Source organism: Enterobacter sp. MGH 37 (genome assembly GCF_000534515.1).
In the GTDB taxonomy this organism is placed as follows: domain Bacteria; phylum Pseudomonadota; class Gammaproteobacteria; order Enterobacterales; family Enterobacteriaceae; genus Enterobacter; species Enterobacter kobei.
Genome location: NZ_KI973205.1, coordinates 1113592 through 1128542 on the forward strand (window position 1 = coordinate 1113592; position 14951 = coordinate 1128542).

At 54.2% G+C, this 14951-nt stretch carries 19 protein-coding genes and 2 pseudogenes; 1 reads left to right on the forward strand and 20 read right to left on the reverse strand.

The genetic code is table 11. The features are described from left to right. Positions 1-15: 15 nt before the first annotated feature. From L383_RS18360 to blr, 3 genes are all read right to left on the reverse strand, one after another. Complete coding sequence (locus tag L383_RS18360) at positions 16-456, reverse strand: DUF2569 domain-containing protein (protein WP_014883582.1); 441 nt, start codon at positions 454-456, stop codon at positions 16-18. Positions 457-542: 86 nt separating this feature from the next. After that, positions 543-758, reverse strand: coding sequence for a transcription modulator YdgT (gene ydgT / locus L383_RS18355; protein WP_013096896.1), 216 nt, complete (start codon positions 756-758; stop codon positions 543-545). A 231-nt stretch (positions 759-989) separates the two neighbouring features. Then, positions 990-1115, reverse strand: a complete 126-nt coding sequence (gene blr / locus L383_RS0123760; protein ID WP_168112406.1) for a division septum protein Blr — start codon at positions 1113-1115, stop codon at positions 990-992. 243 nt (positions 1116-1358) lie between these two features. On the opposite strand from blr, the gene L383_RS18350 reads away from it, so the two are divergent. After that, the gene (locus tag L383_RS18350; protein WP_023332824.1) at positions 1359-2399 is read left to right on the forward strand and encodes an oxidoreductase; all 1041 of its coding nucleotides are present in this window, start codon (positions 1359-1361) and stop codon (positions 2397-2399) included. Between the two features lie 52 nt (positions 2400-2451). On the opposite strand, the gene add is transcribed toward L383_RS18350, so the two are convergent. The 17 genes and pseudogenes from add to L383_RS26070 all read right to left on the reverse strand — a co-directional run bounded on the left by add (position 2452) and on the right by L383_RS26070 (position 14610). Continuing rightward, entirely contained in the window at positions 2452-3453 is a 1002-nt protein-coding gene (gene add / locus L383_RS18345) for an adenosine deaminase (protein ID WP_023332825.1), read from the reverse strand. A gap of 96 nt (positions 3454-3549) precedes the next feature. Further along, positions 3550-4722, reverse strand: coding sequence for a MalY/PatB family protein (locus L383_RS18340; RefSeq protein WP_023332826.1), 1173 nt, complete (start codon positions 4720-4722; stop codon positions 3550-3552). A gap of 48 nt (positions 4723-4770) precedes the next feature. Further along, positions 4771-6177: pseudogene (gene malX / locus L383_RS18335) on the reverse strand (maltose/glucose-specific PTS transporter subunit IIBC); the annotation flags it as partial. A 44-nt stretch (positions 6178-6221) separates the two neighbouring features. Beyond that, positions 6222-7502, reverse strand: a complete 1281-nt coding sequence (locus L383_RS18330; RefSeq protein ID WP_023332828.1) for a site-specific integrase — start codon at positions 7500-7502, stop codon at positions 6222-6224. A gap of 32 nt (positions 7503-7534) precedes the next feature. Further along, entirely contained in the window at positions 7535-7783 is a 249-nt protein-coding gene (locus L383_RS18325; protein ID WP_022650951.1) for an excisionase family protein, read from the reverse strand. 108 nt (positions 7784-7891) lie between these two features. Continuing rightward, positions 7892-8056, reverse strand: coding sequence for a hypothetical protein (locus L383_RS26065; RefSeq protein WP_023332829.1), 165 nt, complete (start codon positions 8054-8056; stop codon positions 7892-7894). Positions 8057-8065: 9 nt separating this feature from the next. Then, a complete protein-coding gene (locus tag L383_RS18320; protein WP_023332830.1) occupies positions 8066-8305 on the reverse strand; it encodes a DUF4222 domain-containing protein in 240 nt (79 codons plus the stop codon). Then, the gene (locus tag L383_RS0123765; RefSeq protein WP_032628885.1) at positions 8305-8523 is read right to left on the reverse strand and encodes a TraR/DksA family transcriptional regulator; all 219 of its coding nucleotides are present in this window, start codon (positions 8521-8523) and stop codon (positions 8305-8307) included. The genes L383_RS18320 and L383_RS0123765 overlap by 1 nt, the downstream gene beginning before the upstream one ends. Position 8524: 1 nt before the next feature. Then, positions 8525-8950, reverse strand: coding sequence for a hypothetical protein (locus tag L383_RS18315; RefSeq protein ID WP_023332831.1), 426 nt, complete (start codon positions 8948-8950; stop codon positions 8525-8527). Positions 8951-9268: 318 nt separating this feature from the next. Next, positions 9269-9487, reverse strand: a pseudogene (locus tag L383_RS26275) (hypothetical protein). Then, a complete protein-coding gene (locus tag L383_RS18305; protein ID WP_023332833.1) occupies positions 9484-10449 on the reverse strand; it encodes a DNA cytosine methyltransferase in 966 nt (321 codons plus the stop codon). The pseudogene L383_RS26275 and the gene L383_RS18305 overlap by 4 nt, the downstream one beginning before the upstream one ends. Next, entirely contained in the window at positions 10446-12263 is a 1818-nt protein-coding gene (locus tag L383_RS0123775) for a phage N-6-adenine-methyltransferase (RefSeq protein WP_082197294.1), read from the reverse strand. Before L383_RS0123775 ends, L383_RS18305 begins: the two co-directional genes overlap by 4 nt. Continuing rightward, the gene (locus L383_RS24805) at positions 12260-12412 is read right to left on the reverse strand and encodes a DUF1317 family protein (RefSeq protein ID WP_006809793.1); all 153 of its coding nucleotides are present in this window, start codon (positions 12410-12412) and stop codon (positions 12260-12262) included. Before L383_RS24805 ends, L383_RS0123775 begins: the two co-directional genes overlap by 4 nt. A gap of 11 nt (positions 12413-12423) precedes the next feature. Beyond that, positions 12424-13134, reverse strand: a complete 711-nt coding sequence (locus L383_RS18300) for a hypothetical protein (RefSeq protein ID WP_032628887.1) — start codon at positions 13132-13134, stop codon at positions 12424-12426. Between the two features lie 11 nt (positions 13135-13145). Further along, positions 13146-13811, reverse strand: coding sequence for a hypothetical protein (locus L383_RS18295; RefSeq protein WP_032628890.1), 666 nt, complete (start codon positions 13809-13811; stop codon positions 13146-13148). 3 nt (positions 13812-13814) lie between these two features. Next, positions 13815-14471, reverse strand: coding sequence for an exodeoxyribonuclease X (gene exoX, locus L383_RS18290; protein ID WP_032628892.1), 657 nt, complete (start codon positions 14469-14471; stop codon positions 13815-13817). After that, the gene (locus L383_RS26070; RefSeq protein WP_162876078.1) at positions 14455-14610 is read right to left on the reverse strand and encodes a hypothetical protein; all 156 of its coding nucleotides are present in this window, start codon (positions 14608-14610) and stop codon (positions 14455-14457) included. Before L383_RS26070 ends, exoX begins: the two co-directional genes overlap by 17 nt. Positions 14611-14951 lie beyond the last annotated feature (341 nt).

Consider the following 14951-nt stretch of genomic DNA (forward strand, 5'->3'; position numbering starts at 1 on the left):
TTATCTGTAAGGTTATTACGGGTTCACGAAGGTGTTTTTTACCCGCGTCGACCGCTTGAAATAGGGCACCAGCAGCGCCGCGGCCAGTAACGGGAAAAGTAGCTGGCGGACCGCAAGCGCGTCAGACACCGGCGAGAACGCAAACGCCTTGACTGCCAGCAGGACTGAGATTAACAGCCAGATAATATAGTGCTTAGGCACCCCTTTGCGGCGTTTGAAGAAGGCGATGGTCAGCCACAGGGTGTAGTACCACATGCCGATCGCGAAAACGAAGGACACAAACCACATCGCAATATTAAGCACACTTTGCGACATCAGGGTCTGAATAGCGTGAGGGGTGATCAGTGCGGTGGTATAAAGCAGCAGCGCAAGCGATGCGCTTAACAAGGCAACCAGCAGCCATGCCAGTGGGGCGATTAACCAGCCTCCAATGCGTTCTCCAGGCGTTGCGGTCATGAACTCTCCCATAATCTGCGCGAAATGTTGTACAGCCAGTTTGCAGGGCGGAGAGTATATAACATTTCGCGCGGATGGCTACTTTCTTATAAAACGTAACGCCAGACAGACTTAGGCACTTCACCGACGTTGAACAAACGACCGCCGGAGACCAGCTCCGCACGGCGATGATCGGCGGCGCGATACATATTGATGATGTCCTGATTATCCGACAGGGTGTAGTTCAGGTGGTCAAACAGTTTTTCCAGGCTCTCAAGCGAATTGATCTTGCGAAATTTTAATAAATAGTCCTGAACTGTCATATTAATAAGTTTCCATATAAAAGTGAGTAATACCCGTTAAGGTAATTCGTTCGAATAATAAACGGATTAATAAAGACGTAAACAGCCCACTCAGGTAACGCGACGAAATTAGGAGTTTTCTTTGCTGAAATTCAGGCATCAGACGATGCCTGGAAGAGAAGGTTAACCGTGTTCACCTGGGCTGGCAATACGTAACTGACATAATATGTCACTCGTTATTGCAGTAACCGGTTACTTAGGTTGGGCGACTGTGACAGGCTCCGGCGGCTGGTAGTTATCGATGTGGCTGGCAACGCCGAGCAAAATGACCGATACCCCAAGAACAATCCATCCCGCTAATTCAATGATTCGATTAATAATTGATGTCATGACTCGTAATTGTACTTTATCCATAAATACAGGGCGCAAATGTTACAGCGAGGCCTCACCATCGGCAAGCTCTTTGGGAACGGTTCCCTTAAACAAAATCAGAAGGTTAATACTATGTAACGAAAACAACCGCCACAACCTGCTATTTTAAGTCATACGGCACATTATTAATCTGCGCTTATAGCAGGCTTGCCAGTGTGAAATAAGAACATCATAAAAGAGGACGGCACTATGAGTGATAATATCCGCGTCGGTCTGATAGGTTATGGGTACGCGAGCAAAACGTTTCACGCACCTCTGATAGCCGGAACGCCCGGAATGATGCTGGCAGCAGTATCCAGTAGCGATGCTACCAAAGTCCATGCCGACTGGCCTTCCGTGCCGGTTGTCTCTGAGCCAAAACATCTCTTCAACGATCCGAATATTGATTTAATTGTCATCCCTACACCTAACGACACGCATTTCCCCCTGGCAAAAGCCGCGCTGGAAGCTGGAAAGCACGTCATTGTTGATAAACCTTTCACGGTGACGTTGTCACAGGCGCGTGAACTGGACGCGCTGGCAAAAGGCCTGGGCAGACTGCTTTCCGTTTTTCATAACCGCCGCTGGGATAGCGACTTCCTGACGGTAAAAACGCTACTCAGCGAAGGTACGTTAGGTGAGATCCTCTTTTTTGAATCGCACTTTGACCGTTTTCGCCCGCAGGTAAGAAACCGTTGGCGGGAGCAGGCCGGTCCGGGGAGCGGCATCTGGTACGATTTAGCCCCTCATCTTTTGGACCAGGCTGTCAACCTGTTTGGTCTGCCGGTGAGCATGACGGTCGATCTGGCCCAGCTCAGACCCGGGGCGCAGACGACCGATTACTTCCACGCGGTGTTAAGTTATCCGCAGCGCCGCATCGTGCTGCATGGAACGATGGTCGCGGCCGCGGAATCTGCCCGTTATATCATTCACGGCACGCGGGGAAGCTATGTGAAGTTTGGCCTCGATCCACAGGAAGACCGTCTTAAAAACGGTGAGCGTTTGCCTCAGGAAGACTGGGGCTATGATATGCGCGACGGCGTGGTCACGCGGGTTGAAGGTGAGGAACTGGTTGAGGAAACGTTGCTGACGATGCCGGGCAACTATCCGGCCTATTATGCGGCTATTCGCGATGCGTTGAACGGATCAGGAGAAAATCCGGTTCCGGCCAGCCAGGCGATTCAGATTATGGAGCTGATTGAGCTGGGTATCGAATCTGCCAAACATCGCGCCACGCTCTGTCTGGCATAGGGTTCAGATACTGTAGGCCGGGTAAGGCGCAGCCGCCACCCGGCAAAAAGGCTTACGCGGTTGCCACTTTATTCCGCAGAGCCTGCTTCTCTTCCGGCGTCAGGAACGCAATTTCCAGACCGTTGATCTGCGCCTGACGGATCTGCTCGCGGCTCAGACCCGCCTGCGGTGCGGCGTTATTGTATTCGTGGATGATATCCACGCCCTGTACCGCCGGATCGTCAGTGTTCAGCGAGGCCAGCACGCCGTGTTCCAGGAAGGTTTTCAGCGGGTGCTGCGCGAGCGTTGCCACGGTGCTGGTCTGAATATTGGACGTCAGGCACGATTCAATCCCGATACGCTGTTCTGCGAGGAAATCCATCAGGGCACGGTCTTCTACCGCCTTAACGCCGTGACCGATACGCTCGGCGCCGAGCTCACGAATGGCCTGCCAGATACTTTCCGGACCTGCCGCTTCACCCGCATGAACGGTAATGTGCCAGCCGGCATCGCGTGCGCGGTTGAAGTGAGAGAGGAACAGGCTGCCCGGGAAGCCCAGTTCATCACCGGCGAGATCGACGGCAGTGATGGCATCGCGATGGGCCAGCAGCGCCTCCAGCTCCTGCAGGCAGGCCGCTTCGCCAAACGTACGGCTCATAATACCAATCAGACGGGCCTGGACATCGTAGGTTTCACAGCCCTGGCGGACGCCTTCAATCACGGCTTCCACCACGCCTGCAACGGGCAGGTTGTGGGTCATCGCCATATAGCCCGGCGAGAAGCGCAGCTCAACGTAGTGCAGGCCGTTACGGGCCGCATCTTCAATGTTCTCAAACGCCACGCGGCGGCAGGCATCCAGCGAGGCCAGCATCTTCACGCCCCAGTCGAGTTTGCTCAGGAAGCTGACGAGGTCAGGTTCATTAGAGGTGACCTGAACGTGCGGGATCAATGACTCCAGCGTTTGAGCGGGAAGCGTTAAATTGTACTGGCGGCCAAGATCGAGGATGGTTTGGGCACGAATGTTACCGTCAAGGTGACGATGAATATCAGTTAAAGGCAGGCGTGTATCAATCATGGTCGCACTCTTTTCTGGTTAAAGTGCGCCATATTATAAAAACAAAACGGGGTAAAAAGCTATTTGCGCAAGGGAATATTCCGTTGCGCAAACTGATTACAGGAGCGTGTTAATCCCGGCAATGAGGCGTTTCACCCCTTGTTCCAGCTTGCTGCGCGGGCAGCCTGCGTTCAGGCGCACGAAACCGTTACCTTCGTTTCCGTAGGTATATCCCGGCATGATGGCCACTTTTTGGTGCTCAATCAGTACTTTTTGTAGCGCGCGGTCATCAATATTTAGCGGGCGCAGATCAACCCAGGCCAGATAGGTGGCCTCCGGCGGCTGCCAGTTCAGTTTCGGAAAAGCACTGTTTAATTCCTGCGCGATATACAGCAGATTTTCTTCGAGATAGTGCCTTAGGGCATCCAGCCACGGCGCTCCCTGCTGGTAGGCGGCGATATGCGCCGTCAGTGCCAGTACGGAGGGGGAAGAGAGTCCGTCCCGGCCTTTTAAAGCACTGAGATAGCCGTTACGGCTCTCTTCTTCACCTATCAGGCCGTAAGCGCCCGTCAGCGCCGGGATATTAAAGCTTTTCGAGCCGGAGGTTAGCAGCGCCCATTTGCCGCGCGCCACCTCATTCCATGGCGTGTGACGATGCCCACCCCACACCATGTCCATATGAATTTCATCGCTGATGACCGCAACGTTATGGCGCGCGCACAACTCTGCCATGTGGGTCAATTCTTCGCGGGTCCAGACCTTACCGGTTGGGTTTTGCGGGCTGCACAGGAGCAGGATTCTATTTTCCGGTTTCGCCAGTGCCGCTTCCAGAGCAGCCATATTGCCCAGCCAGCCAGAAGCATGCTTTTCCATCTCAACCGGCACCACATGACGCCCATTGCCTTCAATGGCTTTGTAAAACACATCGTATGCCGGGGTGTGCACCACCACGCCGTCGCCAGGAGCGGACCAGAGACGAATCAGCTCGGACACCATGTAGATGACGGAAGGGCCATACACGATGGTTTCGGTATCAATGTGGCTGTTAAAGCGCTGGCGGAACCAGTGCGCGACGGCGGCGAGAAATTCATCGTTTTTCCAGCGGCTGTAGCCAAACACGCCGTGGTTGATGCGCTGATGCAGCGCGTCAGTAATGCAGGGGGCGGTGGCGAAATCCATATCCGAGATGGTGAAGGGCAGCAGGTCGGCCGCGCCAAAACGGTCGGCGACGTAGTCCCACTGTGTACACCAGGTGCCGTGACGATCCACGACGGTAGAGAAATCAAACATCACGTGAGTCCTTAAAGTAAAACCCCCTCAGAGCGAGGGGGCGGGGCATCAGGCTTCTACTGTTCGCATCAGGGTTGCCAGCTCATCTTTCACCGACTGTACCTGCGGGCCGATAACCACCTGCAAATTGTGCTGATTTAACTGTACCACGCCGATCGCCCGGTTAGCTTTCAGGGCGTTGGTATCCACTTTTGACATATCCGCCACCGACAAACGCAGGCGGGTAATGCAGTTATCCAGCGAGGTAATGTTATCCGCACCGCCCAGCGCCGCCAGAATGGCAGGGGTGTTATAGCCGGATTTGCCCACGGTTCCTGCAACCGCCTGTTCGACGCTGGTGGCTGTTTCAACATCACGGCCTGGCGTTTTCAGGTTGAAGCGGGTAATGGCGAAGCGGAAGATGCCGTAGTACACCGCAAACCAGATGGCCGCCACGACCGGTACCAGATACCACTTGGTGGAAAGACCATGCAGGATACCGAACACCACGAAGTCAATCACGTTGCCGTCGGTATTACCGATGGTGACGCCCAGTACCGCCATGACGGTAAAGCCCAGACCGGTCAGCACGGCGTGGATGAGATACAGCACCGGCGCAACAAACAGGAACAGGAATTCGATAGGCTCAGTGGTCCCGCCGACGACGCAGGCGATCACGCCGGAGATCAGCAGCCCTTTAATTTTATGGCGGTTTTCCGGACGCGCGCAGTGGTACATCGCCAGTGCCGCACCCGGCAGGCCGCCAAGGAAGGCTGGCATTTTACCCTGAGACAGGAAGCGGGTGGCGCTTTCAGAGAAGCCATGAGTGGTCGGGCAGCTCAGCTGCGCCTGGAAGATGGTCAGCGCGCCGCTCACATCGTGACCGCACACCTCCATGGTTCCGCCCGCTTCGGTGAAGCGAATCAGGGCGACCAGGATATGCTGCAGGCCAAACGGCAGCAGCAGACGCTCACCGGTACCGAAGATCATCGGACCAAAATCGCCCGCGCCGTTAATGATGCGGCCAATACCGTTGATGCCCATTGCAAAGACTGGCCAGATCAGCGGAATGATCAAACCAAACAGACCCATCACCACCAGGGTAATAATTGGTACAAAGCGGGTACCGCCGAAGAAGGCCAGGGCATCCGGCAGGCGAATATTGTGGAAGCGCTCGTGCAGCATCCAGATAATCACCCCGGCGATCACCGCGCCGAGGATCCCGGTATCAATCGACTGGATACCAATCACGCTCTGAATGTTATTGGCTTTCAGCACGGCAGCGTCGGTGGTCGGCAGAATGCCTTTCGCGGTCAGCCAGAAGTTAACCGCCAGGTTCATCACTGCGTAACCCACAAAACCGGCAAACGCCGCCACACCTTTGTTCTCGCGCGCCAGACCCAGCGGGATAGCGATACAGAACATCACAGGCAGGAAGCTAAATGCGAAGGAGCCGACTTTACTCATCCAGATGAATCATGATTGAAGTGATATTAATATGTTAAATCAGATAGTTAAGGTTATGCGGTTTTTCTATGGGGCATCGGTGGGGCATTTTGAGTAAATGATGCGTTCAAAATGCCCACTTGGTCATGGTTATTCTCGGTCATCCATTTACCGTAAACCGTGAATAGCATTTGCGCTGACGAATGGCCCATCTGGTGCGCAACGAAATTTGGGTTCGCTCCGGCGACCAGTGCCCAGCACGCATATGTGTTCCTGGTTTCATAAGACCGTCTTTGTCGGACGCCTGCACGACGCAGGGCAGTGCGCCAGGCTGAATTAATGGATCCGGGGACGTAGCACATCGTCTTCTTACCGTTCATTGAAGTAATGGACGGCGAGAATATAAAGGTGCATTCATCGGTTCTCTTTTTTTTGTATTCCCGTAGGCTGACGCTTACCTTGTGGGATGCCATCATTCTGGTTAGTGGCATTTGCGCCTTGAGTGCATCAATTGCTGGCTGGGTCAGCTGTATTGTTCGAATCCCGGCGTTGGTTTTTGGCAGGGTGAAGTTTCCCTTCAGGGAATAGTTCCGTGACACTGTAACAGTCCAGTTGACAGTATCCACATCCTCCCAGGATAACGCGCTTAGTTCGCCATGCCTGACGCCTGTATTTACCGCAAAGATAACCATATTCTGAAACTGTAGTGTTGGGCAGGCCGCAACCACTCTCTGATACTCATCAGAAGTAAGAGGATCTGGAATGGGTCTTTCTTTTGCGAGAGGGGTAATACCTGCCATCAGATCGGTTTTCAGGTAGCCACTTTTGAAAGCAAAGCTCAGCATCCCGCCAAGGCATGCCATATAGCTATTGACTGTAGGAACGCTTCTTCCCTTTTTGGGTGGATGATTTAGGCCATGTCTGGTCTTCTGCCAGCCGTTCAGTAGCTCCTTCCTGGCGCTAAGGATATCTTCAGTGTTCAGGCTGCCGATATACCTGTGCTCACCAATTGTTTCGATAGTGGTTGTGAGGTGGCAATCGTAACGCCTCAACGTCCCGAGGCTAAGCTCCATCTCTTTAAGCCCAAGCCATTTCGATTTCAGTTCAAGTAGTGAGATTTGCTTTCTGACAGTGCTGAATTTCTCTGCGTTCGATGAATCAGGGAATTGCGAGGCATAATTGAATGTGCCTGTCTTTATCGCAAAGCAGACTGAAGCCCGAAGTTCGCCTGCCATTTTCCTGTTTTTTGGCGTGTCAGGAACGCCGAGATTTTCCCTGACACGCTTCCCCTGATATATGAACCATATGCGTAACGATTCGCCATGAACCTCTACGCCTGTTGGGTATGCTGCCATAATCATTCCTCGTTTGATGTGCCAAAGGACATTTAAGCAGATATTCTCCGGCGTTTCGCTGGGCTTTGGTGCTCGATCCAGTGGTTTATCTCATCGCGGTTATACATGATTGGGCTGTTTTGCTTAGGTGCCATATCAGGGGCAACATGGCGATAATGCTTTCCCTCCATCCAGGTAGACCGGCGGGCATGCTGAATCATGTGCTTTGACATGCCGGTTGTCGCAGTTAAAAGTTCCTCTGTGACCCATTTGTTCGGTACCAGTTGGATAATGTCGCTCATGGTTATCTCCAGGCAAAAAGAAGCCGCCCGTAGGCGGCAATAACATCAAGGGATGTGAGGCGGTGCTTTCGCACCCAATAGCCAGCTCATAACTGGCTATCAGTTGCGTCATGACTTCGATGCGCGGTAATCGTCTAACGCTTTAGCAATCGTCTCAATTGGGTCATGCTCCTGGCTGATAATTTCACGGATGCTTTCCTCGCTTGGGGTTATGCCTTCTCCATCGCCGAAGTAGAAGGCGAGTGCGTTCATAATTTCATCGTATGCTGACATAATCTCTCCTCATGCCGCACGCTGGGCGCGCAGCGATTTAATGTGCTCACTAGTCTCTAGTTCGGCGCGTATCTGCGCCGCCTCACGGTGATCGAGGTGCTCAAAATCATTGTTAAAACGGTCGATTGAAGCGGTGTTGATCCGGCCCTGCCTCCAGTAGCGTACTATCTGAGATGTGCAGCTGTGGATGATTACAGGCCAACCGTGCTGGTCAGCGTAAATCTGACCCCGCTGAATGAGTGCAAACATTAGGCACCTCGCTGCTTCTTCCTCAATTCGATAACACCCTGGTACTCCGCGCACGTCTGGCAGCCGGGAACGGCAGCGCGCCGCAGCGCCGGTATGTCCTCGCCGCACTCCGCGCAATGCTCAGCTGATACTGCGTTGCGGTTTACTCGGTGAGCAGAAAGGGCAGCGTTACGCTGAAGTTCTTCAATCTCTGCTGCGGTATCGATTATGTCGGCCATGTTAAGCGTCCCAGTTGATGCCAGCAGACACAAGCTGTCGGCAATGCCTAATGATTTGAGCGCGGTTGACGGTGCCAAGGCGCCACGGAGAACAATAAGGAGTGATGTCTATTTCTTCGTCCCAGCCAGCTTTATTGCGGGCATCCATCTCGCCCTCATGGTCGTGCGTCAGCATAATTAAATGGTCGTGGAGCACGAAAAAGGCATCGTAACTATCGCACTCGCCAGTCCAGTAATCAGGGGATCCCCAAAGGTGCCATTCGTCGTGATAAACCGTTCCATGACGGACTTCGAAATCACCATACTCAAGGGTGAAATCTGCGGCGTTAATGCTTCTTGGCCTTAGTTGAATAAGCAGCTCCATCGCCGATTTACTGAACTTCTTCTCAATGCGAGCCTTACGGTTTGAGAATTTGTAGCGAGCCATATTCAATGCTCCCGGAACTGTCGGTTAATTCGGTTGAAGGTAAACGCCAGCAATAAAAAAGGCCGCTTTAGCGACCTGGTGATTTGCGATTTCATGGCTGTATCCACCCCTTTCCTTTGACGTGCTGAATAACGCCAAGCTTCCTGAGTGACTGGAGCCGGCGGTCAAGAATACGGAAGACGTCCATTGGGTGCTTTCCTTCTGCTTCAGCAATGACAAGGCACTCCTGTCTCACGGAAGGGCTGAATAGCTCAGAAAAAGAGGTTGGCTGAGCACCGATAGCGCTTAACACCTCACTATCCAGTTTCGCGTATTTGATCACGATTCAACTCCGAATCGGCGATTAAGCCGCCCTGTGTATACGACGAACTCCAGGAGGCTAACTCCCAGAGCTTCAATTTTCTTGTGATGCTTGTTGATGATGGGAGGCACCGTTTCGTTCCAGTTCGGCTTTGGCTTCTTGCGCATGGCCTGCTGGATTTATTCGGTACAGCGGCGGCAGGCGGCGCGGATGGCATTTTCATTTGCTGGTGTCATAACCCCTCCATATAAGCCCGGACGAATTCTGCCGCAGCCTGCGCGTTTATGGCGTTGCCGTAGCCTTTGAGTCGGCCTGTGCGGTTGCTGCTTGCCACTCTTGCCACCCCGGACTCGACTCGTCCCAGGCGCGCGGCAGCCCCATTAACCAGCGGGAATGTGCCGGGTTCAACTGGACGCCATTTGCCATCTCGACAAAAGAGCCAGTCCGCATCTCGCCAAAAACCGTTAACCTCAAGGGCCCGCATGTGTACGCCTGGCGGGGTAGCTGATCCAGTCTCTCCTTTCCATCCCGCTGCGCTGTCATTCCCGCCGAGTCCTTCCAGTCGCGTGAGGTTGGTGTCACCCATGCCGCCAGCACTGCAAAGTCCTGAAGGTTTGGCTGGCGGCCAGCCTCCTTCCTCGCTATTACCTTTTTCCAGTCCTGGTAACAGTTTTTGACGTTGCTCGCTAATGGACTCGGCCACCCAATAAGCTCGTTCTCTGATGTGCGGCGCGCCGATGCTCGCTGACGTAAACGGCACAAGCCCGAAGGCGTATCCCATTCCTTCCAGGTCAGCTTGTACAAGGTCGAACCATGTGTTTGCGTTACCGCTTGCAACCTGTTCGCCAAAGACATGCTGAGGTCTGCGCTCGCTGATGAGGTGGAAGAAGTGGGGCCAAAGGTGCCGCTCGTCAGCAAACCCATCTCCTTTGCCTGCCGCGCTGAAAGGCTGGCACGGGCAGGAACCGGTCCAGACTGGTTTATCATCAGGCCATCCGGCGAGGCGCAGTGAATGCGACCAGACTCCAATTCCGGCGAAGAAGTGGCACTGCGTGAATCCTCGCAGATCGTCAGGTGTGACATCTTCAATACTCCTTTCATCAACTTCGCCCGGGGCGATATGTACGCCGACGATTAGGTTCCGCAGCCACTGCGCAGCGAACGGGTCGATTTCGTTGTAATAAGCTGCTGGCGTCATGCGGCCTCCCGGCGGGCGAGAAGTTTCGCCCCGAAAGCCATCAGCTCGTCCCGGTCCACAGTTGCGAAGTGGCAGTGTGTACGCGGGTACGGTCGCCAGATGATGAGCATCGACCCTTTATTGTTGCCGCTGACTGGCTTACCGGTGACCGGGTTGATAAATGCCAGCCGCCCGGCGGTGATAAAGCGAACTTCGCTGGCGGTCTGGATAGCCTCTTTGAACCAGCCAACCGATGTGTCTGCCGGAACCAGCATGACCGTGCCGATCTGATTGTTGCTCTCGGCGGCGGCCTTTTTCACAAACGGCGTGATGTCGCTGTATGGCGGGTTCAACCAGACGTAGCCGGGAATGCTCAGGTAATCAGCCCAGGGCGTTTCCAGCGTGTTCTGCTCGGCTGTGATGAACTTCCGGCACAGTGCGTTATGAGGAGCCGCGGCGGCATCCAGTTGGAAGCAGAACTCAGCATCAAGGGAAGTGAATAGTGCTGGTGGAGTGCGCCAGAGGTCGCGCTGGTCGAGCGGGGTTTTACTTCCGCCATAATCACCATTCGTCTTCTCGGCTGGAAGCGCTGCGGCGATGCGCTCACCAATCCAACGCATAACCGGTACTGCCATGCTATTTCCGATCGCTTTGTAGCGTGGCCCGTCCGGGCATTCATCAGCATTCTTCCCGCGCCAGCCGATCAGGGTGTGATTATCAGGGAAGCCCTGAAGGCGCTCACACTCAATCGGTGTTAGGCGGCGAACCTGCATACCCCACCCGATAGCTCCTACACCCATGCCAGCGCGGCCGCCATTCGGCGTCAACAGCGCGTTGGCTGTGCCGTCATTTCTCACTTCGACCGTACTTCCTTCTGATCGCCCTCGGATTGCCAATGTGAATGGTTCAGTAACTATCGCGTTTTCTTGTCCGTTGTTGCGGCCAAGTGTGTGCGCCAGTTCGCAATTGGTATCGGGATCCTGCGTACCGTGCACTGCGAAAGTCTCAGTATCAAAATCCAACCTGATTCCATGCGCGGTGCAGGCGGTCGCCACATCAATATGACCGGCAGTATTGCCACCGCCAAAAGCAATCAGGTGTCCAGCTTGTGCCTGATTGTCGTCTGCGCCACACGTTCCAACGCCTCGTGCAGTAAGGGCGGCAACAGCCTTTTGCGTTTCTCGGCGCGGCGCAGAATCCCGGCGCACGCTGTCGAGCTCAAAAAGTACCGCTGCGGGATCGAATCCTTTTCGAGCACTTGCGACAACGAACACACGGCGGCGTCGTTGGGCCACTCCGAAAAATTGAGCATCAAGGACGCGCCAGGCGATAACCCTTTTTGGTCCAGACACACAACCTGCGTGCGTCCATTTCCCCCCTGCTGGCTGCAACTCACAGCTTTCTCCGGCAAGTCCTGCCAGAAAGCACCCGAAGGCATTGTCTTTGCTGCTGAGTACGCCGGGGACGTTTTCCCAGACGATGATTGATTCTGGCTCACCGCGTTCGCGGCGCTTTGCGTCGATTGCATTGGCTAATTCCACGTAAGATAGGGTTAACTGCCCGCGGTCATCAGACAGGCCTTCACGTAAGCCGGCGATGCTGAATGCCTGGCAGGGCGTACCGCCGACCAGAACATCAGGCGCTTCAACTTCACCAGCGCGCACCGCATCGGCGATTTTGGTCATGTCGCCGAGGTTTGTTACTTCCGGCCAGTGATGGGCGAGGACTGCGGATGGGAATGGCTCTATTTCAGAGAACCAGGAAGGTTTCCAGCCGAGAGGTTCCCACGCTTTACTGGCAGCTTCGATGCCGCTGCACACGCTTCCGTATTTCATGCCGCCTCCTGCCTTTCCCGATATTCCTCAGCGAGCCGCTGCGCCTTTAATGGATTGCTGACCACTTCACCCCATGGCATTAGCCAGCCGTTACCAATGAAGGGAAGGCACAGTGTGCCAACCCTGATGTCGTCGTGAGCGTGAGTCATAACGAGGTGTCCTAGAATGGAATGTCGTCGTCGAACCGAGGGTTCTGGTTGTTATGCGAAACCTGACGGTTTGCCTGTTGCAGTCGGGAATCCGGTACCGAGTTTGGATCGGTCTGATTATTCCCCCATCCGCCATTGTTATTCGAAGGCGCACCCCAGCCACCGCGAGACGAATCGTGAGGTTTGCGGTCGTCTTTGTCTTTCATGGTGCGCTCAAGCGTAGCGATCGCTTCTGCTGGCGTTTTGTCGGTGAACTCTTTATAGGTCAGACGACTTCCCGGCTGGAAAACATGTCGGACTTCGAATTTGTAGCTGTCACTGCCATCTGTCTTGGTGGTGAGGATTTTTTGCAGGAATAAGCCGACACGCTTACCTTCAAGAGCAGGCAGGCACCATTCAGGACCGCTTTGCCCCTGGCGCTGTTGCGCCTGAGCGTCTTTAACCTGAGCAACCCACATAATTGCAGCAATCAGGCCCATACCGAATGTCTGGCTGCCGTCTCGACCGAGGAAGTTGATGCGCAGGAAATTTGCTTTCTGGCCGTCAGCGTCGAGCGAAAGAACAAGTGCCTGCGACTGTGATCCATCCTTGCCGAACTCATACACAGCGGAGGTGATCACGCCTTCGTATGCGCCGGTTTCAGAAATGCCAGCGGAGGATCCTGCTTTGAGTGCTGCTTCTGCCGACTGCTGGTTCCAGGTAAAGCTGATTGGTTGGTTCATCGTTATCTCTCTTATAAGTCAGTGAATTCAGAAATTGCGTTGTCGAACGCTGCCAGGTCGTTATCCATGTCAGTCACTTCCGGACCGAACAGGTCAGGAGGACACTTCACGGTGTCGTTGTCGTCGCCCTTCAACAGGAAAAGGTGTTTGCCGTCGCGCTTGATGATGCGCAGAACGATAGGGAAGTACCCTTCAGGAGTGAGCTTTTCGTTAAGCATCTTGCCGACGGTCTTCATCCTGATTTTTCCTTCGCTCTCTTCAGTGTGAGCGAGGAAATAGACGCGGTAGTCGTCCGGAAGCTGTGTGGCGGCTTCAATGATGCGCCAGGCGTGCTCCGCCATTTCGGTGAACTTGGTGTAGCCAGTCTCGTAGGCCCGGTCCATGTTCTCGTGCTGCATGACGGCCTGAAAATCATCGATAATCAGTATTTTTCGGCCACTCATCGCAGCGTTACGGATCACGTCAAGAAGATGCCGTCCATTGCGGATATCAACCACGTTCCCGCGCTGGATTGAGTTATCCGGCAGGCGTTTTCCGTGGAGCTTCCAGCCGTTATTACGGAACGGAAGGGCCTTACGAATACAGCGAGCGAGAATAGCGTTTTCCGGGTTAACGTTGCGGATGCTGTACGTCTTGCCATACCCGGAGTCGGCAAGGATGAGAGTCATCACCGCCATGAATTACCCCTTAAGCCAGTGTTTAATGGTGAAGAGAATGTCTTCGTCATCGCTGTTGCTGGACAACCAGCGGAGATAGCCAGGGTCGACCTTCGCAATCTCTTCGAACGTCAGGCCCTTGTGTTTGCCGAACCGGATAGCCTTAATCAGTGAAGGGCTGTTTGAAATGGCGCGCATTTCGCCAAACGTCCATTTCGCCAGGCGACCCATGTACAGAAGCAATTCAGCAGTTACGTAGCAGTCATACAGCGCGCGGTGCGCATACAGGCCTTCAGGCAGTTCAGGTTTCAGGCCCAGGCTGTAACGCAGGTACTGGTTACTGTGGCTTGGATGATCAGGGAGAAGAGCGCGGGCCAGCTTAGCGGTACAAATCCAGGGAGCGTCGATTTGCGGCAGCTTAGATTTATCGAACTTCGCGTTGTGTGCGACATAAGCCTGCGCGCCAAGGTAACGCCCGATAACCTCGCCAATCAGCGGGGCGTCAGCGACCATATCTTCAGTGATATGGTGGATAGCCATTGCCTCGAAGCTGATCGCTTCAGTGGGCTTCACAAAGTCGCTCATGGGATTGCAGATAACACCGTCGACAATATCAACGCTGGCTATCTCCAGCACACTGCCTTCCAGGCTGGTAGTTTCAGTATCAATAACTCGCAACATGCTTAATCTCCGTAAGGTGGTCGTTAACTGCGTCAAATTCTGCGAGCTGGTGGGCCAGTGATTCGAGGTCTGCCGGCTGCAGGTCATACAGCAGGCAGAGCATGGCAACCATCAGCAATCCGGTTTGCTGAGTCACCATCGCGTTCTCCGTGATGTCTTGGCGCGGGAAGGGTTCTGGCGGAAGAACCTCTCAGCACAGCCTTTGTCAGTGCAGAAATGCTTTTGTGACGTCGACATGTAGGTCGATACCGTCTGAACAGTGCAATCGCTCTTATGGCGCCGCGCACCGCAGTAAGCACACATTACAGAGCTGAGGTACTCGGTAGCCGAGTCGAGAATGATGCTTTCTGCAAAACTGCCGGGAACGCCACGGGAATCGACATACTCGATCATGTTCTCAGTTCTCCCGGCGCTGTTGGTGAATGACCCGCGCCCGGTAAGTTTGATAATTTGACCGCCGAGTTTCAGTCGGGATCCTTC